At 63.5% G+C, this 19,186-nt stretch carries 17 protein-coding genes; 7 read left to right on the forward strand and 10 right to left on the reverse strand.

Annotated elements, in window-relative coordinates; genetic code table 11:
- Positions 1-18 precede the first annotated feature (18 nt).
- Both OEZ49_RS14200 and OEZ49_RS14205 read right to left on the reverse strand, forming a co-directional pair.
- Complete coding sequence (locus OEZ49_RS14200; protein WP_263388926.1) at positions 19-1,137, reverse strand: hypothetical protein; 1,119 nt, start codon at positions 1,135-1,137, stop codon at positions 19-21.
- A gap of 3 nt (positions 1,138-1,140) precedes the next feature.
- Complete coding sequence (locus OEZ49_RS14205) at positions 1,141-2,220, reverse strand: coiled-coil domain-containing protein (RefSeq protein ID WP_263388927.1); 1,080 nt, start codon at positions 2,218-2,220, stop codon at positions 1,141-1,143.
- A gap of 191 nt (positions 2,221-2,411) precedes the next feature.
- Here OEZ49_RS14205 and OEZ49_RS14210 point away from each other — a divergent pair, with 191 nt between their 5' ends.
- Positions 2,412-2,753, forward strand: coding sequence for a cupin domain-containing protein (locus OEZ49_RS14210; protein WP_263388928.1), 342 nt, complete (start codon positions 2,412-2,414; stop codon positions 2,751-2,753).
- Positions 2,754-2,810: 57 nt separating this feature from the next.
- Here the strand turns inward: OEZ49_RS14210 and OEZ49_RS14215 are convergent, their stop codons facing one another.
- Positions 2,811-4,028, reverse strand: coding sequence for an aminopeptidase P family protein (locus OEZ49_RS14215; RefSeq protein ID WP_263388929.1), 1,218 nt, complete (start codon positions 4,026-4,028; stop codon positions 2,811-2,813).
- A 257-nt stretch (positions 4,029-4,285) separates the two neighbouring features.
- Here OEZ49_RS14215 and OEZ49_RS14220 point away from each other — a divergent pair, with 257 nt between their 5' ends.
- On the forward strand, positions 4,286-5,761 hold the full coding sequence (locus OEZ49_RS14220; protein ID WP_263388930.1) for an NAD-dependent succinate-semialdehyde dehydrogenase: 1,476 nt from the start codon (positions 4,286-4,288) through the stop codon (positions 5,759-5,761).
- A 6-nt stretch (positions 5,762-5,767) separates the two neighbouring features.
- On the opposite strand, the gene OEZ49_RS14225 is transcribed toward OEZ49_RS14220, so the two are convergent.
- The 4 genes from OEZ49_RS14225 to dapE all read right to left on the reverse strand — a co-directional run bounded on the left by OEZ49_RS14225 (position 5,768) and on the right by dapE (position 10,338).
- Entirely contained in the window at positions 5,768-6,169 is a 402-nt protein-coding gene (locus tag OEZ49_RS14225; RefSeq protein WP_263388931.1) for a globin domain-containing protein, read from the reverse strand.
- A 127-nt stretch (positions 6,170-6,296) separates the two neighbouring features.
- Positions 6,297-8,555 carry a ribonuclease R gene (gene rnr, locus OEZ49_RS14230; protein WP_263388932.1) on the reverse strand — a complete coding sequence of 753 codons (2,259 nt, stop codon included), beginning with the start codon at positions 8,553-8,555 and terminating at the stop codon, positions 6,297-6,299.
- A gap of 31 nt (positions 8,556-8,586) precedes the next feature.
- Positions 8,587-9,186 carry a TIGR04282 family arsenosugar biosynthesis glycosyltransferase gene (locus tag OEZ49_RS14235; protein WP_263388933.1) on the reverse strand — a complete coding sequence of 200 codons (600 nt, stop codon included), beginning with the start codon at positions 9,184-9,186 and terminating at the stop codon, positions 8,587-8,589.
- Between the two features lie 9 nt (positions 9,187-9,195).
- Entirely contained in the window at positions 9,196-10,338 is a 1,143-nt protein-coding gene (gene dapE, locus OEZ49_RS14240) for a succinyl-diaminopimelate desuccinylase (protein ID WP_263388934.1), read from the reverse strand.
- A 283-nt stretch (positions 10,339-10,621) separates the two neighbouring features.
- Between dapE and OEZ49_RS14245 the strand changes: the two genes are divergently transcribed.
- Positions 10,622-12,196, forward strand: a complete 1,575-nt coding sequence (locus OEZ49_RS14245) for a Hint domain-containing protein (protein WP_263388935.1) — start codon at positions 10,622-10,624, stop codon at positions 12,194-12,196.
- Between the two features lies 1 nt (position 12,197).
- Entirely contained in the window at positions 12,198-13,292 is a 1,095-nt protein-coding gene (locus tag OEZ49_RS14250; protein ID WP_263388936.1) for a Hint domain-containing protein, read from the forward strand.
- Between the two features lie 15 nt (positions 13,293-13,307).
- Here OEZ49_RS14250 and OEZ49_RS14255 read toward each other — a convergent pair whose 3' ends face one another.
- Complete coding sequence (locus tag OEZ49_RS14255) at positions 13,308-14,966, reverse strand: amidohydrolase (RefSeq protein ID WP_263388937.1); 1,659 nt, start codon at positions 14,964-14,966, stop codon at positions 13,308-13,310.
- 139 nt (positions 14,967-15,105) lie between these two features.
- Between OEZ49_RS14255 and OEZ49_RS14260 the strand changes: the two genes are divergently transcribed.
- Positions 15,106-16,161, forward strand: coding sequence for a transporter substrate-binding domain-containing protein (locus OEZ49_RS14260; RefSeq protein ID WP_263388938.1), 1,056 nt, complete (start codon positions 15,106-15,108; stop codon positions 16,159-16,161).
- Positions 16,162-16,167: 6 nt separating this feature from the next.
- Here the strand turns inward: OEZ49_RS14260 and OEZ49_RS14265 are convergent, their stop codons facing one another.
- Positions 16,168-16,509, reverse strand: coding sequence for a hypothetical protein (locus OEZ49_RS14265; RefSeq protein WP_263388939.1), 342 nt, complete (start codon positions 16,507-16,509; stop codon positions 16,168-16,170).
- Between the two features lie 156 nt (positions 16,510-16,665).
- On the opposite strand from OEZ49_RS14265, the gene OEZ49_RS23000 reads away from it, so the two are divergent.
- Positions 16,666-17,298 (forward strand): choice-of-anchor L domain-containing protein, encoded by a 633-nt coding sequence (locus OEZ49_RS23000; RefSeq protein ID WP_317853173.1) that lies wholly within the window; start codon positions 16,666-16,668, stop codon positions 17,296-17,298.
- Between the two features lie 47 nt (positions 17,299-17,345).
- Positions 17,346-18,236, forward strand: coding sequence for a Hint domain-containing protein (locus OEZ49_RS23005; protein ID WP_317853174.1), 891 nt, complete (start codon positions 17,346-17,348; stop codon positions 18,234-18,236).
- 61 nt (positions 18,237-18,297) lie between these two features.
- On the opposite strand, the gene dapD is transcribed toward OEZ49_RS23005, so the two are convergent.
- Entirely contained in the window at positions 18,298-19,125 is an 828-nt protein-coding gene (gene dapD / locus OEZ49_RS14275) for a 2,3,4,5-tetrahydropyridine-2,6-dicarboxylate N-succinyltransferase (protein WP_263388940.1), read from the reverse strand.
- Positions 19,126-19,186: the final 61 nt, after the last annotated feature.

Raw genomic sequence — 19,186 nt, forward strand, 5'->3', positions numbered from 1 at the left:
TTGGCCCGGCAGGGCCAATCAATACCGCAGCACCTGCCCGCCCTCGCTGACCACAAATGTGCGCACATCGGCGAAACCGGCCGGGTTGCGTTCCGCCAGCACCTGGAACGGGCGCTGCGGCAAGATGATCGAGCGGCTGGTACGGGTGGCCCCCGTCTCGGCCCCCTGCCCGCCAAACGGGTCGAGGGCAAAGACCTCGCGCTCGACCGTGCCGAACCAGCCCGAGCGTTCCGCGCGCACGTCCTCGCTTTCCAGTTCCTCGCTGGTCCAGGCGAGCGCCCAATCCTGCCCGGCAGGCGCCTGCGCATCCTCGAGCACCGCCCGCAGCGGGCCGGACTGTTCGGTGAAGGCCGAGGAATACATCGGCCCGACATGGATACGGCGCAGATGCTTGGGGTGCAGTTCGTCGAAATCCTCGTCAAACCCCTTGGCGATGGTCAACAGCTTCAGACCCGCAAGCGATTGCGCCATCAGATGCGTCTGCACCTCGGGCCAGCGGCGGCTGTCCTTGGGCAACGCCTGTTTGCCGGTATCCTCCAGCCGCATCAGATAGATCACCGGCAGGTTGATCTGGCTGTCATAGACCGCCCAATGCAGCAGGAACCGGCGCCGGTCGCCCTCGGTCGAAATCCAGTGGCATTCGGGGTCGTTGCGCACCCAGAACAGTTGCCCCCGGGCCAGTTCCTCGTAATAGAGCCGCTGTGACAGGGCGAATTGCAGTTTGGTCGGGATCTCGCGACTGCCGAGGATGGTCTGCACCATCTCGTCCTTCAGCGCCGCCTCGGACGGCATGTTGGCCAGATGGCTGGCCGCCTGCTGGGCGTCGTTGGCCATGGTCATCAGCTCGGCCGCCACCGGAAAGCCGCTGTCGCGCTTGTCCATGTTGAGCGAGCCAAAGAACCGACCCGTGTCGCGCCCGACCAGCAGGTATTTCATGCTGAGCGCGCGAAAGGTGAACAGCAGCCCCGATATATAGCGCGAGACGATCCGCACCTCATCGCGGCTGATCGTGCCCTCGGCCTCCATGTTGGCTGCCACCCGAAGCAGATGGGTGGTGATCGTCTCGAACTTGCGGAAATACCGGCGCGAGGCGAATGTGTCAGTCAGGCCGACATGGTCGTGGGCGGGTTCGGCCAAGGATCAGCCCCCGTAGAGGTTCTTGTCGTGTTTTTCGACGATCGCGGCGAACCGGCGGGCAAAGCGTTCGTCGGCCTTGGCCTTTTTCTCCAGCACGTCGCGGGCAAAGACCATGTGATCCTCGTGCGCCTCGAGCATATCGGCCATCTTCTGATTGGTCGCGGTGCCGATGGCGGCCATGGCGGTCTGAGCCTCCTGGTCGGTCTGCACGCCAATCTCGTTGATGCGGTGGGCCACATCCTGCTGCTGCGCGGTTTTCAGCGATTTGGTCAGCGCATCATACAGCACCACGCGCTGTTGCGTGTCCGTTTGCAGCTTGTTGATCAGCACCATCTGGGTCGCTGCCTGGTTTTGCAGACTGTCCACCCAGGTCTTGCCCTTTTCGATGTAGCGCTCCAGCGTCTGGCTCTTGGCCAGTTTCACCTGCTCGTCGCGTACCTTGGCGTTATAGGCCTTGTTCAGCTCGGCCAGTTCGGTTTCCAGCTTGGTGCGCGCGGCAGCATCCTGTTCGACGCTGATCTTGTTTTCCAGCGCAATGATCTGCGGATCCATGGCAAGGATCTCGGCCCGCACCTCCTCCAACGCGGCAACCGTCGCCTCGCGGTCGTCCAATGTGCCCGTCAGGTTGGATTCCACCTTCTCGCGCTGCTCTTCGAGCACCGCCAACTGCCCTTCGAGCAGCTTGACTATCACATCGGATTTGGCGATCAGGTCCTGCAACTTGTCGTCGATATTGGCAGTGCGCATCCGTTCCTGCCGCATCGATTCCGATTTGCCCTGGGAGAAGATGCCGACAAAGCTTTCCCAGCCGGTTTTCGAGCGCATCTCGTCGAAATCCTTGGAAAAGGCCGAGGTCACATCGTCAAGCCCCATGATCAGCTCGGCGATATTGGCGTTCATCACCTCGGTATGGGCATGCACGTCTTCCAGCGTGGCGTTCTCGATGTCGATATCGGCCTCGCCGGTTTCGATCTTGGCCCGCGCCGCCTCGATCCGGCTGGTCACGCCCTCGATCTGGGCCTGGCTCTCGCGCACCTTGCGCTGGGTTTCCAGGATCATTGCCTCGAACGCTGTATCAGACATGGCTTTATCCTTTTGGGTCAGATGCATGCCCTAGATATGGCATGTAACAAGGATTTACATCCCCCTAGGGCGCCGGGACTGGAAAAACTGTGGCAAACTCGGGCGCAAAAGGAAAGGCGGTTGAATCGACCTTGCAGATCGCCGCCCCTCTCGCGATGCTGCGCCCCGAACCATTCAGAACGAGGCAGGCGATGAGCAGCTTTTACCAACCGGTGACCCCCGAGGGAGCGGGCGAGACGGAACGCCCCGCACCCGAGAAGGTGCTATCGGGTGATCCGGTCTTTACCACCTGGAACCTTGAGGAGCGCGATGGGCTTTATTGCGGCATCTGGCGGTCGACGCCGGGAAAGTGGCGCATCTCTTATGACGAATGGGAATACTGCCGCATCCTGTCGGGCCATTCGGTGCTGACCGATGCCGATGGCACCGAGATCACGCTGCGCGCCGGGGACAGTTTCATGCTGCGGCCGGGGTTTTCCGGCACATGGGAAGTGATCGAGACCACGACCAAGGACTACGTGATCCGGTTATGACGCGGTACTTCGCCCCCGTGCGGGGGCGAAGGTTTTCGGCAATGAAACGCAACCGTCTCAGCCGACGACGTTGAATTCCGGCCCGTAGGGATAGCCGGTGATGTTCTCGTTACCGTCCCCGGTGATCACAAGGATATCGTGTTCACGATATCCGCCCGCGCCGGGCTGGTCATTGGCGATGGTCAGCATCGGTTCCATCGAGATCACCATGCCCGGCTCCAGCACAGTGTCGATATCCTCGCGCAGCTCCAGACCCGCCTCGCGCCCATAGTAATGGCTGAGCACGCCAAAGCTATGACCATAGCCAAAAGTGCGGTATTGCAGCAGGTCACGCGCGGCAAAGAAATCGTTGATCTTGTGGGTGACCTCGGCGCAGCTCGCCCCCGGTTTCAGCAGCGACATGCCGTATTCATGGGCTGCGACGTTGGCCTCCCAGATCTTGAGGCTGGCGGAATCCACTTCCTGCACGAACATCGTGCGTTCCAGCGCCGTGTAATAGCCTGAGATCATCGGGAAGGTGTTGAGCGACAGGATATCGCCCCGCTCCAGCACCCGGCCCGTCACCGGATTATGCGCACCATCGGTGTTGAGCCCCGACTGGAACCACACCCAAGTGTCGCGGTATTCAGCATCGGGGAACCGCTTGGCAATCTCCAGTTCCATCGCGTCGCGCCCGGCCATGGCCACGTCGATCTCGCGAACCCCGGCCTTGACCGCCTCGCGAATCGCATAGCCGCCCACATCGGCCACCTGCGCGCCCTGCCGGATCAGGGCGATCTCGGCCGGCGATTTCATCATCCGCTGGCGCATGGTGGTGTCGAACAGGTCGACGGTTTTCGACGGCGCCAGGAAGCTGTCGAGCTTGCCCTTCTGCAACAGGCTCAGGTGGTCGCTTTCATAGCCGATCACCCGCCCCTCGCCGGTGACCGAGCGGATCGCGCGCCAGTAATTGTCGCGCTGCCAGTCGGTATAGGTGATGTTGTCGCCATGGCAGCGCCGCCAGGGCTGGCCCGCGTCGATACCGGCACTGATCGTCACGCTTTCGGTCGGGGTGACCACCAGCGCATAGGGCCGCCCGAAAGAGCAATAGAGAAAGCCCGAGTAATAGGCGATGTTATGCATTGAGGTGAACACGGCGGCCTCAGCGCCCAGCGCCTCCATCCGGGTGCGCAACCCGGCGAGACGAGCCTCGTATTCTGCGGCCTCGAAAGGCAGCCTGGCTTCGGTTCCGTTGTGATAGCGATAGAATTCCGGACGCGACAATTCAGCGGTCATGGTTGACCCTCCTTTGCAGAAAGGTCCCGGCGTTCAGGACGGGGAGTGGGCGCATGCCGCGCGGCATGAGGCGACGCCATCGCCAGAGCCCGCGCGGACATTGGCGCAAGCCCCTGAGTCGATCAAGTGGGAGTTTTCAGAGGCCCAGGTCGATAATTTGATCAAATCTGGATTGATTCCCACCCACGAGTGGACATAGACAAGAGGCGACACACCTGTTTGGGTGCACCCGAGACATTCTAGGCGGAGACTCAGCCATGCTGGACGCAATGACCGATCTGAAATCGCTCCTCAAGAACCCGGAGCTGCTGGCGACCAAGGCCTATATCGGCGGCCAATGGGTAGACGGCGACAACGGCACCTTTGCCGTGACCAACCCCGCGCGCGGCGACGTGATCGCCGAGGTCGCGGATCTGAGCCGCGCTCAGGTGGCGGGCGCCATCGCCCAGGCCGAGGCCGCGCAAAAGGAATGGGCGCAGTACACCGGCAAGGAGCGCGCCGCGATCATGCGCCGCTGGTACGACCTGATGATGGTCAACGCCGAGGATCTGGGTCGCATTCTGACCGCCGAACAGGGCAAGCCCCTGGCCGAGGCAGTGGGCGAGGTCGCCTATGGCGCGTCCTTTATCGAGTTCTTTGCCGAAGAGGCCAAGCGCATCTATGGCGAGACCATTCCCGGCCACCAGCGCGACAAGCGGATCATGGTGCTGAAACAGCCCATCGGGGTGGCCGCCTCGATCACACCGTGGAACTTCCCCAACGCGATGATCACCCGCAAGGCCGGCCCCGCGCTGGCGGCGGGCTGCGCCTTTGTTGCGCGGCCTGCGGCGGAAACTCCATTGTCGGCGCTGGTTCTGGCGGTGCTGGCCGAACAGGCAGGCATCCCGGCGGGCGTGTTCAACGTGGTGCCCTCGTCGCGCGCCAGCGAGATCGGCAAGGAGTTCTGCGAGAACCCCGGCGTGCGCAAGCTGACCTTTACCGGCTCGACCGAGGTGGGTCGCATCCTGCTGAAACAGGCCGCCGACCAGGTGATGAAATGCTCGATGGAACTGGGTGGCAACGCGCCCTTCATCGTGTTCGACGATGCCGATCTGGATGCTGCTGTCGAAGGCGCGATGATGTGCAAGTTCCGCAACAACGGCCAGACCTGTGTCTGCGCCAACCGGATCTATGTGCAGGCGGGCGTCTATGACGCCTTTGCCGCCAAGCTGAAAGTGGCGGTTGAAAACCTCAAGGTGGGCGATGGCCTCACCGCCGGAACCACCACCGGGCCGCTGATCAATGCCGATGCGGTCGAGAAGGTGAAAGAACATATCGAAGACGTCGCCACCAAGGGCGGCGCCATCCTGACCGGTGGTCTGCCGCACGATCTGGGCGGTACCTTCTTCCAGCCCACGGTGATGACTGGCGTCACCCAAGACATGAAGGTGGCACAGGAAGAGACCTTTGGCCCCCTCGCCCCGCTGTTCAAGTTCGACACGGTGGACGAGGTGATCCATATGGCGAATGACACCATCTTTGGCCTTGCCGCCTATTTCTATGCCAAGGATCTGAGCCGGGTCTACAAGGTGGCCGAGGCGCTGGAATATGGCATCATCGGCGTTAATACAGGCATCATCTCGACCGAGGTCGCGCCCTTTGGCGGCATCAAGCAATCGGGCCTGGGCCGCGAAGGCAGCCATCACGGGATCGAGGACTATCTGGAGATGAAATACATCTGCATGTCGGTCTGACCGGGGTCAGGCGGGCGCGGCCAGCATCTCCATCGGCTGCGCCACCGCCTCGTTCCAGGCGGTTGTTTCCTCGGGCGACAACCCGTCACCCATCACATCGGACAAGGCGGTCTGCAAAGCGCGGGCCGCCTTTTTCAGGTCGTCGCGGTTCAGGTTGAACCGCGCATGGGACCGGGCAAGGCTCCGCCCCAGAGTCCGGAAGTTCTTTGCGTCGCTCATGCCGCGGACGGTAGCGGCCAGCATCGAGGCGAACATTTCCTTTTGCGCCGGAAAATCGCCTTTGAACAGCCGCCGGGAGTCAGGCAGCTCCTGAAAGAGGTGGAGGTAAAACCGTTCGGTCAGATCCGCCTTGCGCGCAAACACTCGGGCGAAACTGGACTGCACCAGCCGAATCTGATCGTCGGTCATGCCACCTCGCTCAACTGCAACACCCCCGGCCGTCCCGGATCATGGGTGAGTATGGGGACCACCGGTTAACGGCAGGTTTCGGCAGTGCAGAAAACCAGGGGGCGATCAGCCCTGGTCAGCCCTGATATCACCGCCGTTTGCGTGCCAGCTTGCGGTTCAGCTTATCCGCCTTGTGCTTGGCCTTGGCCGCCTTGCGTCGCACCACACGCTTGCCCTTGGAGGGGGTGCCACCGCGTGGCATCTCGCTGTCCTCCAGGCTCAGCATCTCGAACTCAAGCCCACCGGTCACCGGCGAGGCCTGCGCCAGCCGCACCGTCACCCGCTGCCCGATGGAGATGAGCAGCCCGGTTTCCGACCCCATCAGCGTCCCCGCCTCGCGGTCGAAATGAAAGAACTCACGCCCCAGCGAGCGCACCGGCACAAGCCCGTCGGCCCCGGTCTCGTCCAGTTTCACAAAGGCGCCGAATCGCGCGATGCCACTGATTCGCCCGGTGAACTCATTACCCACCCGTTCCGACAGATAGGCCGCCAGATAGCGGTCGGTGGTGTCGCGCTCGGCCATCATCGAGCGGCGCTCGGTGTCCGAGATATAGGTGGCGATGCGGTCCAGTTGCTCGATCTCGTCCGCCGTCAGCCCGTCATCGCCCCAGCCATGCGCCTTGATCAGGCCGCGATGCACGATCAGGTCGGAATAACGCCGGATAGGCGAGGTGAAATGCGCATAATTCCTCAGAGCCAGACCGAAATGGCCAAAGTTCTCGGGGTGGTAATAAGCCTGCGCCATTGACCGCAGGGTCGACATGTTGATCAGCTCCGCCTCGTCCGTCCCCGCCGCCTGATGCAGCAACGCGTTCAGATGGCGGGTTTGCAGCACCTGCCCCTTGGCCAGCGTCAGCCCGGATGCCTGCGCCGTCTCGCGCAGCGCCTCCAGCTTTTCGGGCGCGGGTTCCTCGTGGACCCGAAACAAGAGCGGCACGCGTTTCGCGATCAGCGTCTCGGCGGCGGCCACATTGGCGAGGATCATGAACTCTTCGATCAGCTTGTGCGCGTCCAGCCGATCGCGAAAGGCCACGCTCTCCACATGACCCTTGTCATTCAGCACGATCTTGCGTTCCGGCAGGTCAAGGTCGAGCGGCTGGCGCCGCTCACGCGCCGCATTCAGCGCCTTGTAGGCGGCATAAAGCGGCGTCAGAACCTCATCCAACAGCGGGCCGGTCTTGTCGTTGGGGGCGCCGTCGATGGCCTCCTGCACCTCTTGATAGTTCAGCGAGGCGACCGAGCGCATCATCCCGCGCACAAACCGGTGACCGATCTTGTTGCCCTGCGCGTCGATCTGCATCCGCACCGCGATACAGGCGCGCGGCACCCCTTCGTGCAACGAGCACAGATCGCCCGACAGCCGGTCGGGCAGCATCGGCACCACCCGGTCGGGGAAATAGGTCGAGTTGCCGCGCTTGCGCGCCTCGCGGTTCAGTGCGCTGCCCGCACGGACATAGGCCGCCACATCGGCAATCGCGACCCAGACAACATGGCCACCGGGGTTCTTGGGGTCGTCATCGGCATGGGCGAAACAGGCATCATCGTGGTCGCGCGCGTCCGACGGGTCGATGGTAATCAGCGGCATGTCACGCAGATCTTGCCGCCCGGACAGGCCCAGCGGTTTGGCCCGGTCGGCCTCCTCGATCACCTTGTCGGGGAAATCGTCGGGGATACCGTGCTGGTGAATGGCGATAAGCGACACCGCCTTGGGCGCGGATGGATCGCCCAGCCGCTCGATGATGCGGGCGCGCGGCAGGCCCATGCGGCCCTTGGGCCCGGCCTGTTCGGCCTCGACCAGCTCGCCGTCCTTGGCGCCATGCACCGCGCCCTCGGCCACCAGCCATTCGTTCTGTCCCGCCTTGTCGATGGGCACGATGCGCCCGCCTTCGGCCCCCTTGCGAAAGATGCCCAGGATCTTGTGCGGGTTGGTGCCGATCCGGCGGATCAGCCGCGCCTCGTAATTGTGATCCTCTTCATGCACCACGGTGAGCCGTGCAAGGATACGATCCCCCGCCCCCAACGCCGGATCGCTGGCGCGCGGCAGGACCAGCACGATGGGTTCCACCCCTTCGCCATGCCATTCCAGCGGGCGCGCGAACAGATCGCCGTTCTCATCGGGTTCCTTGACCTGCAACACGCTGACCGGCGGCAGCCGGTCCGGGTCGGCATAGCTGCGCTTGCGCTTCTCCAGATGGCCCTCGGCCTCCAGCTCCTTGAGGATGCGTTTCAGGTCGATCCGGTCCGAGCCCTTGATACCAAAGGCCTTGGCGATATCGCGTTTCGAGGTGAGCGTGGGATGCGCGGAAATCCACTCGAGAATTTCCTGCTTGGTAGGGATGCGAGTCATAATTCCGCCGTAGCACGCGGCGCGGGGCGCGTCACCGCAAAAGCGACGGCATAGGGGCATCGAGCAGGTCGGCGGCGGTATCAACATCTTGCAGCATGTCGACCAAAGCAACCCGATGTCCCGACAGCCCTGCCAGCGTGTCGCCCAGCGCGTGCTCGCTGGACCAGCGCACATCTCCGAACAGGCCCGGCGGCAAGGCACAACGCCGCGCCGCGCCCACCAACCAATAGCCCCCATCGGGTGCCGGTCCGAACACGAAATCAGCCGCGCCCAGCGCCGAAAAGGCGCGGGCGACATGGGCGCGGGTGACGCCGGGAATATCGGCACCGATCAGGCAGACCGGCCCACGGGGCGCACCCCGCAACAGCCGCCCCATGCGCTGACCCAGATCGCCGTGCCCCTGCGGGCGGCGCGCCAGATCGGCGGGCCAGACCCGGCTGGCCAGCCCCTCGGTATCGGGCGACACCGCCAGCACGATCTGCCAGCGCGGATCGCGCAGGCGCCGGATCAGCGCGCTTGTCTGGTGGCGGAACCACCAGGCCGCGCCCACCATGCCGATATCGCGCCCCAGACGGGTTTTCACCCGGCCCGGGCGCGGTTCCTTGACCATGATGACCAGCGTTCGCCGCATCGCTCTGGCTCAGGCGAAATAGTCCCGCAGGATCCGGCCATAGATGGCCTTGAGCTGATGGATCTGGGCGATCTCCACCCGTTCGTCCACCTGATGCATGGTGCGGCCCACCAGCCCGAATTCCACCACCGGGCAGTGATCCTTGACAAAGCGCGCGTCCGAGGTCCCGCCCGAGGTCGACAGCACTGGTGCCACGCCGGTTTCCGCCTCGACCGCGGCCGCCACCAGATCGGACAGCGCACCGGGCGGGGTGAGGAAGCTGTCGCCCGAAATCTTCACCTTCATCTCGACCGCGACGCCGAATTCCTCGGCCACCCGGTCGGCCTCGCCCTGCATCCAGGCGGTCAGGCTGGCACCCGAGTGCAGGTCGTTGAACCGGATATTGACCGCCGCGCGACTCTGCGCCGGGATCACGTTGGTCGCGGGATTACCGGTGTCGATGGTGACCACCGCCAATGTGGACGCGTCGAAATGGTCGGTGCCCTCGTCCAGGGTGTGGCTGGCCAAACGATCCATCAGCCGCGCCATTGCCGGCAGCGGGTTTTTCGCCCGGTGCGGATAGGCCGAATGCCCCTGCACCCCGGTCACCGTGAACCAGGCCGACATCGACCCGCGCCGCCCGATCTTCATCATCTCGCCCATCCGGTCGGGACAGGTCGGCTCTCCCACCAGGCAGGCCGACATCCGCTCGCCCGCCTTTACCATATAGTCAAGGAGCGCCGTGGTGCCGTCGATGGACTCGCCTTCCTCATCCCCGGTGATGGTCAGGATCACCGCCCCGTCGGGCGGTGTCTGCGTCACGAAATCCACCGCCGCGGCGGCAAAGGCCGCAACGCCCGATTTCATGTCCGTCGCGCCGCGGCCATAAAGAAACCCGTCTTTCTCCTGCGCCCCAAAAGGCGGCATCGTCCAGGCCGCCGCATCGCCCACCGGCACCACATCCGTATGCCCGTTGAACCCGAAGGTGCGCGGATGCGCCTTGTCGCCCCAGCGGGCAAACAGGTTGCGCACCCCGCCGCGATCGACCCGGACACAGGAGAACCCGGCCTGCGCGAGCACGCTTTCCACGACATCCAGCGCGCCGTCATCCTCGGGCGTGACCGAAGCGCAACGGATCAGATCGGCGGTCAACCGGGCGGCATCTGTGGTCATGGGCGGGCTCCTTGAGCAGCTACGCATCGTCTGGGCGCCACATTTGTGACGAAAACGCTGCATTGCCAAGCCTTTTGCGCAGATATCCGCTTAACAACGCAAATTTGTTCGTGCTAAGGTTGATAAACAAAAAAACAAGACCCGAGGCAGGGTTTCGAGCATATCGCCTTGAACAGGCTGAACCGAACACAACCGCGCATCAGACGCGGCCGGTTCACTGTATCGGACCGGGATCAATACGGTCTGCTTGCTCTGCCTTGACGGAACCAGGTTGGGGCAGAAAATGGCCACGGGCGCCGAACTGACATACAATACCAGCGCGTCTGCGATGCAGATGGCGCAGACCATATTCGGTGACGGGGTGACCGTTGTCAGTGCCTCCTATTCGGGTTGGGGCCGGTCCTCGGCGATCTACTCCAACGGCGATGCGCTGGCGCCCGGCGCGACACCGGGCGATACCGGGATCATCCTGTCCACCGGCCGGGCCACGGATTTCACCCGCTCGGGCGGCGATCCGAACCGGTCGGCCAACACCTCGACCAATACCTCGGGCCAGAACAACAACCCCGATTTCAACGCCGCCGCAGGCACAAACACCTATGACGCCTCTTATCTGGACGTCAGCTTCATCCCCGATGCGAACGTGATGACGATGCAATTCGTCTTCTCTTCCGAGGAATATCCCGAGTTCGAGAACTCCATCTATCAGGACTTTGTCGGCGTCTGGGTCAATGGCGTCCAGGCCAACCTCGAGATTGGCAATGGCGACACGGATCCCGGCAACATCAACGCGACAAGCAACCAGAACCTGTTTCTGGACAACACCAACGACGCCTATAACACGGAAATGGATGGCCTGACGGTCACCATGACCCTGACGATGAACGTGATCCCCGGCGTTGTGAACACCATTCGTCTCGGGGTCGCGGATGTCTCGGACAGCAGTTATGACTCCAACCTCCTGATCGCCGCCAACAGCCTTCAGACCCGTCTGATCGCGGTCGCCGATCACAGCACCATGTATCCGGATGGTCAAGTGACGCTCGATATCCTGGACAACGACATCAACCCGTCCGGTGCGACGCTGACCATCACGCATTTAAACGGCATTCCCGTCACCGCTGGCAGCATCATCACCCTGCAAACGGGGCAGAGCGTTCAGTTGAACGCCGACGGCACCATCACTGTCATTGGTGACAGCGATGTCGAGCATTTCAACTTCACCTATACGGTTACCAACGGCACCAATACCGATACCGGTTTGGTCAATATCAACTCGATCCCCTGTTTCGTGGCCGGGACGCTGATCGACACCCCCGATGGCGAACGCCAGGTCGAACGGCTGACACCGGGCGATATGGTGCTGACGCGCGACCATGGCCCGCAAGAGGTGCGCTGGGTTGGCGAACGTACCGTCGATGCCGAGGGTCCTCTCGCGCCCATTCTCATCAAGGCAGGGGCCTTTGGCCGGCATCGCGACCTGATGGTCTCGCCACAGCACCGGATCCTGGTGCGCGATGTTCTCAGCGAATTGTGGTTCGGCGAACCTGAGGTGCTGATCACTGCCGCCGACCTGGTCAACGGGCGCACCGTTCTGCAAGTTCCCGGCGGGCGCGTCACCTATGTCCACGTCATGTTCGACCGGCACGAGGTGATCTATTCCGAGGGGCTGGCCAGCGAGAGCTTTTTGCCCGGACCACAGATCGGGACCCTGTTCGACGACGCGATTCTCGCTGAAATCTGCGATCTGTTTCCGGAACTCGATCCGCGAACCGGCGAGGGGTACGGTCCGGCGGCCAGACGGATCCTGCGCCAATACGAGGCGCTATTGCTGGCGACGCCAAGAAAGGTGGCCTAAGATGAGCTGGATCGCCGTTTCCGCCCCCGGCATCGACAAGTTCTCGCCCGACGGGCTGACGCCCCGGCAGCGCCCGGCAGAGCAGGGCAACATCGCCGAAGAAGATCTGATGGTGCGCGGCACCCTGGTTTTCGAAACCCGTCTGCCAAACGCGAACCGGCCAAGGTTCTTGCTTCAATACGAACGGCAGGGCACCTGGCCGTTCCACCTGTCCCTTCAGGCAATTCCCGGTGGCGGACTGATCCTGATCGTTAACCAGGGCGGGTCGGTCCTGCATCAGGTGCTGAACGTCGCCGACAGCGGGCGGCTTGAAACGCTCCGGCTCAGCTACGCCTGGGACGCACCGGCGCGGGCGGGCTGGATTGCGCTGGAACACGAGGAACGGGAGTTTCCGCTGCTGGTCCAGATCGACTCTCCTCCCCCCCTCAGGACCGACGATCTCAAGGCGCTGTTTACCGAGGGCGGCCACAGGTTCGTGTCTCAGGATATGGTCTATTTCGCCCTGTCAAACCGGATCGAGCCGGTCGGCCCAATGCCGTCGCTGCTGCCGGACACGCCCATCGCAACCCCGGCGGGGTACCGCGAACTGAGAGAGATCCAGCGGGGCGACACAGTGATTTCTGCCAACGGCGACGCGGTTCCTGTCCTGCACAAGGTCAGCCGCACGGTTCCTGCCTTCGGCAGTACTGCGCCGCTAACAATCCGAAGACCTTATTTTGGGCTCAGGCAAAACATCGTGGTTGCGCCGTCACAGCGGCTGCTGCTCTCAGGAACCGAGGTTGAATACCTGTTCGGGCGCGAGGCGGTTCTGGTCTCGGCGCGCCACCTGGTCGGTGGCCACTCCGTCATGCCCGCGCGTGCCGGGCTGACGATCACCTATTCGCAGCTGCTGCTGCCCTCGGGCGAAGCGATTGTCACCGCAGGAACGCTGGCCGAAAGCCTCTATATAGGCAGGTTGCATCGTCGCCCCCTGCACCTTGCCGCCAGCATCTTTGCCGGATGCGAGCGCAGCCGGCTGCCGGACCACGGCCGGCCCTCGCATATTGTCCTGCGCTCGTTCGACGCCCGCATTCTGGCAGAAGCCCGCGCCGCCTGAGCGGCGCGCGGCGCATCAATCCTGCTGATAGACCGTGCGCCCGCCACAGATCGTGCGACGCACCGCTACCCGTTCCAGATCGACAGGCTCGACAGCCTCCAGGTCAGTGTCCAGAATGATCACATCGGCCAGCTTGCCGGGGGTCAGGCTGCCCTTGATCGCCTCGGTCCTCTCGGCAAAGGCGCCGCCCAGCGTATAGCCCTCCAGCGTCTCGGCGAGCGTCAGGCGCGGATCTCCCTGTTCGGCGCACCAGCTTTGCCGGGACACGGCGGCATGAATGCCCCGCATCACCGAAATGTCGGTCACCGGCCAGTCCGACGCCAGTGCGACGGCAATACCGGCATCCTTGATCCGACGCACCGGATAGCTGTCCGGCCAGCGTGCGCGCCCGATGGCGCTCTGCGCCGGTTCCAGCGGGAACCCTGTCCCCGGCACATGCATCGGCTGCATCGAGGCGATCACACCAAGTTCGGCCAGTCGCGGAATATCGGCCGGGTCTATCACCTCGATATGCTCGATCCGGTGCCGCAGACCGCTGTCGCCGTTGGCCGCGCGCGCCGCCGCATAGCCATCGAGCACGCGCGAGGTCGCTGCATCGCCGATGGAATGCACCGCGATCTGCAAGCCCCGCCGGTCGATATCAGTCGCAAGTCTGGCAAACCGCTCCGCCGAAAACCGGCCATGGGCGCGCCATCCGGGACGGCCCGGATAATCCGCCTTCATGAAGGCGGTGTTGCTTTCGATCACCCCGTCCATGAACAGTTTGACAAAACCCGAGGCCAGCCACTCGTCATTCCAGCGCGCGTGCATCTCGCTGGCGCGTTCCAGTTCGGCATCGTCCATCTCGGGCAGGAAATGGAACGGCACTCGCACCCGCGCCGTCAGCCGCCCCTCGGCACGCAACTGGTCGAGCAGGTCGAGCGTGTATAGGTTGCCGTCCATGTTGACGATCGAGGTCACCCCATGCGCATTGGCATGCGCCAGACCACGCGCCAGTGCCTCCAGATCCCCGGCACGCTGCGCGGCATCCGGTGCCGGGTCTGGCTCGGTGCCCACCGCCAGACCCTGCATCGCGCGGTAATAGCCGCTCAGGCTCAGCACCGGTGCATAGGCCTCGGGCTCCAGCAGCATGCCGTTGGCCAGCCCGTCTTCGCCCATCACCACCTCGTGCCCGTCCGGGGTTTCACGCCCGTGCAGCACACCCGCCAGCTCCAGCGCTCGTGTGTTGGCCCAGACCGTGTGGTGGTCATCGGCCACCAGCGCCAGCGGGCGATCCGGCATGAGATCGTCCAGCAGCAGACGCGGCACCCACCCGTCAAACAGCGCATATCCCGGCCCCTGCGCCACCAGCAGTCCTGAACCGGGGCTGCGCGCCGCCCCTTCGGCCAGCTTGCGCCGGGCGGTTTCCGGGTCGGCGGTGCCGTGCAGATGCACCTGGTCCAGCTCGGCTCCGCCGATGAACAGATGCAGGTGGCTTTCGACAAACCCGGGCAGCACCGTCGCGCCACCGGCCTCGATCACCTCGGTCTCGGGCCCCGCCAGCGCGCGCATCTCGGCATCCGATCCAACGGCCAGAATCCGCCCGCCCGCGATCGCCAGCGCTTCGGCTCTCGGCATGTGTTGGTCCTGTGTCAGGACCCGCCCGCCCAGAATAATGCTGTCGGCTTTCTGCATTCCACATGCTCCCCAATCTCGAATACCGGTTGCAAGCCCGGCACATTGCCCTTGTTTGACGGCAGAGTGACCTCAGGGCCGGGTTGCCTGCAAGAGGAGACCCGCTTAAAGGGTCTAAAAACCGGACGTGACCAAAACAATGCGCAAATTGTTTCTTATCCTGACAACTCTGGCCGTACTCTGGAGCCAGGGCCTTCTGGCACAAACGCTTACGGTCGCCACGGTCGAGCGACCGCCCTTTTCCTTTGCCGACAAGGGCGGCGAGGCCGGGTTTTCGATGGACCTTCTGGCGGCGCTGTCCGAAACGCTGGGCTGGCAGTACAGCATTGAGCAGAAGGACAGATTCGCCGACATGCTCAACACCGTCCAGACGGGTGAGGCCGATTTGGCCATCGCCAATATCTCGATCACCGCGGCGCGGGAAACGCGAATGGATTTCAGCCAGCCTATCTTTGAATCCGGCTTGCAGATTCTTGTGCCCGAAGAACAATCGGCTGTTCCGGCGCTGCTGCGCGCGTTGATGTCGCGCGATTTGTTTCTGGCCATCGGCATCGCCTTTGTCATCCTGCTGACCGGCGGCATGGTCATGTGGTATTTCGAACGCCGCGCCCAGCCCTATTTCGACCGGTCGCTGGACGAGGCCTGGTTCCCCTCGTTCTGGTGGGCGCTGAACCTGGTGGTCAATGGCGGGTTCGAGGAGCGCGTGCCGCGCACCGCCTTCGGGCGCATGTTCGGGGTTCTGCTGGTGGTGTCGTCGCTGTTCATCGTGTCGGTGTTCACCGCCCGCATCACATCGGTGATGACGGTCGAGGCGATCAGCGGTTCGGTCAATTCGGTCAATGATCTCTACGGCCGCAGCGTAGGAACGGTCGAAGGTTCGACCGCCGCCGCCTTCCTGTCGCGCCGCGAAATCGACTTTGCCGCCTACGACGGGCTGGAGGCCATGCTGACGGCCTTCGAGGCTGGCGACGTCGACGCGCTGGTGTTCGACGCACCGATCCTAGCCTATTACGCAACCCATCGCGGCCGGGGCAAGGCCGCGACCACCGGGTCGGTGTTCCTGCGGGAAAACTATGGCATCGCCTTCCCCACCGGCTCGGCACGGGTGGAAGAGGTCAACCAGGCCCTGCTCGCCCTGCGCGAGGACGGCACATATGACCAGATCTATCGCAAGTGGTTCGGCGCGCGAAACTGACCCTGCTCAGTCCATCTCGTCGCCGAAAAACGGCGTCATCTGCGCCACGATCACCGCGTTCTCGTCCAGCGCCCGCTGCATCAGTGCGCGCTCTTCGGCGTCGATCTCGTGGCCCTGCGCCTCGCGCTCTTCCAGCGTGCCATAGCCGGTGACATCCAGCGGCGCGGTATCGGCCTGTTTCAGGATCGCAACCGTTTCGCGGACCGCCTCGGCCTCGTCCACGCCGCTGGCATAACACATCAGGGCGGCGCCGGTGGCACCGTCAGGCAGGCCATCGCCTGCCTTGCGCCCTATCTGGACGACAAGCGTGAACACCTGCTGGCGGGATTCTTTGCGGGGCTTTTCCATGGCGCCGCCTTAGCGCGCGCCCTGCAAGACGTCAACTTGATACAAACTGTCCGGAAATCGCGGGCGCCGATACGCTGCTGCACAGCCCGGGATAAAGGTCTTAGAAAGCTGGGCGGATTATCCCGGAACGGACGCAACTGACCGGATTCCAGCCCGATGCCTACCGCCAGCGAATTGTCCATCGACACGTCAGCCTCGGCCATGGACATGGCCAACGCCATGTTCGGCAACGGCATTCAGATCGTGTCAGCCGATTACACCGGCGCCGCCTCGGCCTCGGGCATCTATTCCGATGGTGATACCGTCGCACCCGATATCACGCCATCGGACACCGGCGTGATCCTGTCCACCGGTAAGGCGACCTCGATCACTAACAGTTCCGGCGACGCCAATACCTCTGCCGGAACCAGCACAAATCATCACCTCACGGGCGACTCGCAACTGACCGAGATGGCAGGCGCCCAAACCTATGACGCCTCGGTTTTCGAGGCCAGTTTCATCCCCGAAGGCTCCACCCTGACCATGCAGGTGGTGTTTTCATCAGAGGAGTATCTGGAATATGTCGGGTCCGGCTTCAACGACGCGGTGGGCATCTGGGTGAACGGTGTTCAGGCGGAACTGTCCATCGGTGGCGGCGACATCACGATCGACAATATCGATGACGAAACCAATTCCAGCCTCTATGTCGACAATCCGGCCAACGCCGAGATCGCCAATACCGAGATGGATGGATTCACTGTCACGCTGACGCTCAAGGCGCCGGTCAATCCCGGTGAGATTAACACGTAAAGATCGCCATCGCCGATGCCGGGGACGGGGTTTACGATTCCAACCTCTTGATTGCAGGGGATTCAATCCAGACCGCCCTGATCGCCGAAGACGACACGGTCGAGGTGACGGGTGAAAACGCGGAAACGGTCGATGTGCTGGGGAATGACAGTTCGGCGGCGGGCGGAACGCTCACCATCACCATGATCAACGGACAACCGGTCTCGGCTGGGGATACCGTGACGCTGTCCACCGGCGAAACCATCACCCTGAACGCCGATGGCACCTTTACCATCGATTCCGATGGCTCCGAGGCAAGCTCGAACGCGCTTTCCTATCAGGTGACGGATGCGGTGGGAAACACCGACACTGCCTTTGTCACCATCAACACGACCCCCTGTTTCGTCGCGGGCACCCTGATCGACACGCCGCAAGGCAAGATCGCCGTCGAAACCCTCAGGCCCGGCGACAAGGTGTTCACCAAGGACCACGGGCCGCAGCCGGTGCGCTGGGTCGGATACACCCGGCGCATCGCCGAGGGGCCCGACGCGCCCATTCTGATCTCGCGGGGCGCCTTGGGGCGGCATGGCGCCGTGGCGGTTTCCCCCAACCACCGGATACTGCTCGAACTGCCGCAATCCGAACTGCTGTTCGGCGCGGCCGAGGTTCTGGTCAAGGCGAAGGACCTGGAAAACGGGCGCACAATCCGCCGCTGCGCCGATGGACGGCCGGTCACCTATGTCCATATCCTGTTCGACCGGCATCAGGTGATTTGCGCGGACGGGCTGGAAAGCGAAAGCTATCACCCGGGCGACCTGTCGCTCAGCGCCTTTGATCGCGAAACCCGCGATGAGGTCCTGCGCCTGATGCCGGATCTCTCGGCGCCGGGCTATGGCTATGGCCCATCGGTGCGCCCGGCACTGCGCGGATACGAGGCGCGGGCACTGTTGCGCGCCTGACGGACATGGAAAAGCCGCGGCAAACCCTGCCGCGGCCTGGTTCGAAATCGGTGTTGCCGGATCAGTCGCGCAGCAACTCGTTGATGCCGGTCTTGGACCGGGTCTTCTCGTCAACGCGCTTGACGATCACCGCGCAATAGAGACTGATGCCGCCGGTTGTCGGCATCGACCCCGAGACCACCACCGAATAGGGCGGCACTTCGCCATACATGACTTCGCCGGTCTCGCGATCGACGATCTTGGTCGACTTGCCGATATAGACCCCCATGCCCAGCACCGAACCCTCGCGAATGATGCAGCCCTCGACCACCTCGGAGCGCGCGCCAATAAAACAATTGTCCTCGATGATGGTGGGCCCGGCCTGCATCGGCTCCAGCACGCCGCCAATACCGACACCACCCGACAGGTGCACGTTCTTGCCGATCTGGGCGCAGGAACCCACCGTTGCCCAGGTATCGACCATGGTGCCGCTGTCGACATAGGCGCCGAGGTTGATGAAGGACGGCATCAGCACCACGCCCGGCGCGATATAGGCCGATTTGCGCACCACGCAGTTGGGCACCGCGCGAAAGCCCGCGGCCTTCCACTGGTTCTCGCCCCAGCCGGCGAACTTGCTGTCCACCTTGTCCCACCAGCCGCCGCCCTGCGGGCCACCCGACTGGATTTCCATATCCTTGATGCGGAAGCCCAGCAGCACCGCCTTCTTGGCCCACTGGTTCACGTGCCAGCTGCCATCGGCCTGTTTCTCGGCCACGCGAAGTTTGCCACCATCCAGCGCGTTCAGGGTTTCCTCGATGGCCTCGCGAGCCTCGCCTGTGGTTGCGGGGGTGATTGTGTCGCGGGCCTCCCAGGCGGCCTCGATGGCGGCTTCCAGCTGTGCGTTGGACATGAGGTCTTGCTCCCTGATCAATGCGTGATGTTGGTGTCGCCTATACGCAAGCGCGGGCCTT

Origin of the sequence: Ruegeria marisflavi (genome assembly GCF_025673445.1) — a bacterium.
Classification (GTDB): Bacteria; Pseudomonadota; Alphaproteobacteria; order Rhodobacterales; family Rhodobacteraceae; genus Ruegeria_B; species Ruegeria_B marisflavi.

Excerpts from the sequence above, each read along its gene's own strand:
- OEZ49_RS14205 (WP_263388927.1), bottom strand. The coding sequence starts at position 2,220 with ATGTCTGATACAGCGTTCGAGGCAATGATCCTGGAAACCCAGCGCAAG.
- OEZ49_RS14210 (WP_263388928.1), top strand. The coding sequence starts at position 2,412 with ATGAGCAGCTTTTACCAACCGGTGACCCCCGAGGGAGCGGGCGAGACG.
- OEZ49_RS14215 (WP_263388929.1), bottom strand. The coding sequence starts at position 4,028 with ATGACCGCTGAATTGTCGCGTCCGGAATTCTATCGCTATCACAACGGA.
- OEZ49_RS14220 (WP_263388930.1), top strand. The coding sequence starts at position 4,286 with ATGCTGGACGCAATGACCGATCTGAAATCGCTCCTCAAGAACCCGGAG.
- OEZ49_RS14225 (WP_263388931.1), bottom strand. The coding sequence starts at position 6,169 with ATGACCGACGATCAGATTCGGCTGGTGCAGTCCAGTTTCGCCCGAGTG.
- rnr (WP_263388932.1), bottom strand. The coding sequence starts at position 8,555 with ATGACTCGCATCCCTACCAAGCAGGAAATTCTCGAGTGGATTTCCGCG.
- OEZ49_RS14235 (WP_263388933.1), bottom strand. The coding sequence starts at position 9,186 with ATGCGGCGAACGCTGGTCATCATGGTCAAGGAACCGCGCCCGGGCCGG.
- dapE (WP_263388934.1), bottom strand. The coding sequence starts at position 10,338 with ATGACCACAGATGCCGCCCGGTTGACCGCCGATCTGATCCGTTGCGCT.
- OEZ49_RS14245 (WP_263388935.1), top strand. The coding sequence starts at position 10,622 with ATGGCCACGGGCGCCGAACTGACATACAATACCAGCGCGTCTGCGATG.
- OEZ49_RS14250 (WP_263388936.1), top strand. The coding sequence starts at position 12,198 with ATGAGCTGGATCGCCGTTTCCGCCCCCGGCATCGACAAGTTCTCGCCC.
- OEZ49_RS14255 (WP_263388937.1), bottom strand. The coding sequence starts at position 14,966 with ATGCAGAAAGCCGACAGCATTATTCTGGGCGGGCGGGTCCTGACACAG.
- OEZ49_RS14260 (WP_263388938.1), top strand. The coding sequence starts at position 15,106 with ATGCGCAAATTGTTTCTTATCCTGACAACTCTGGCCGTACTCTGGAGC.
- OEZ49_RS14265 (WP_263388939.1), bottom strand. The coding sequence starts at position 16,509 with ATGGAAAAGCCCCGCAAAGAATCCCGCCAGCAGGTGTTCACGCTTGTC.
- OEZ49_RS23000 (WP_317853173.1), top strand. The coding sequence starts at position 16,666 with ATGCCTACCGCCAGCGAATTGTCCATCGACACGTCAGCCTCGGCCATG.
- dapD (WP_263388940.1), bottom strand. The coding sequence starts at position 19,125 with ATGTCCAACGCACAGCTGGAAGCCGCCATCGAGGCCGCCTGGGAGGCC.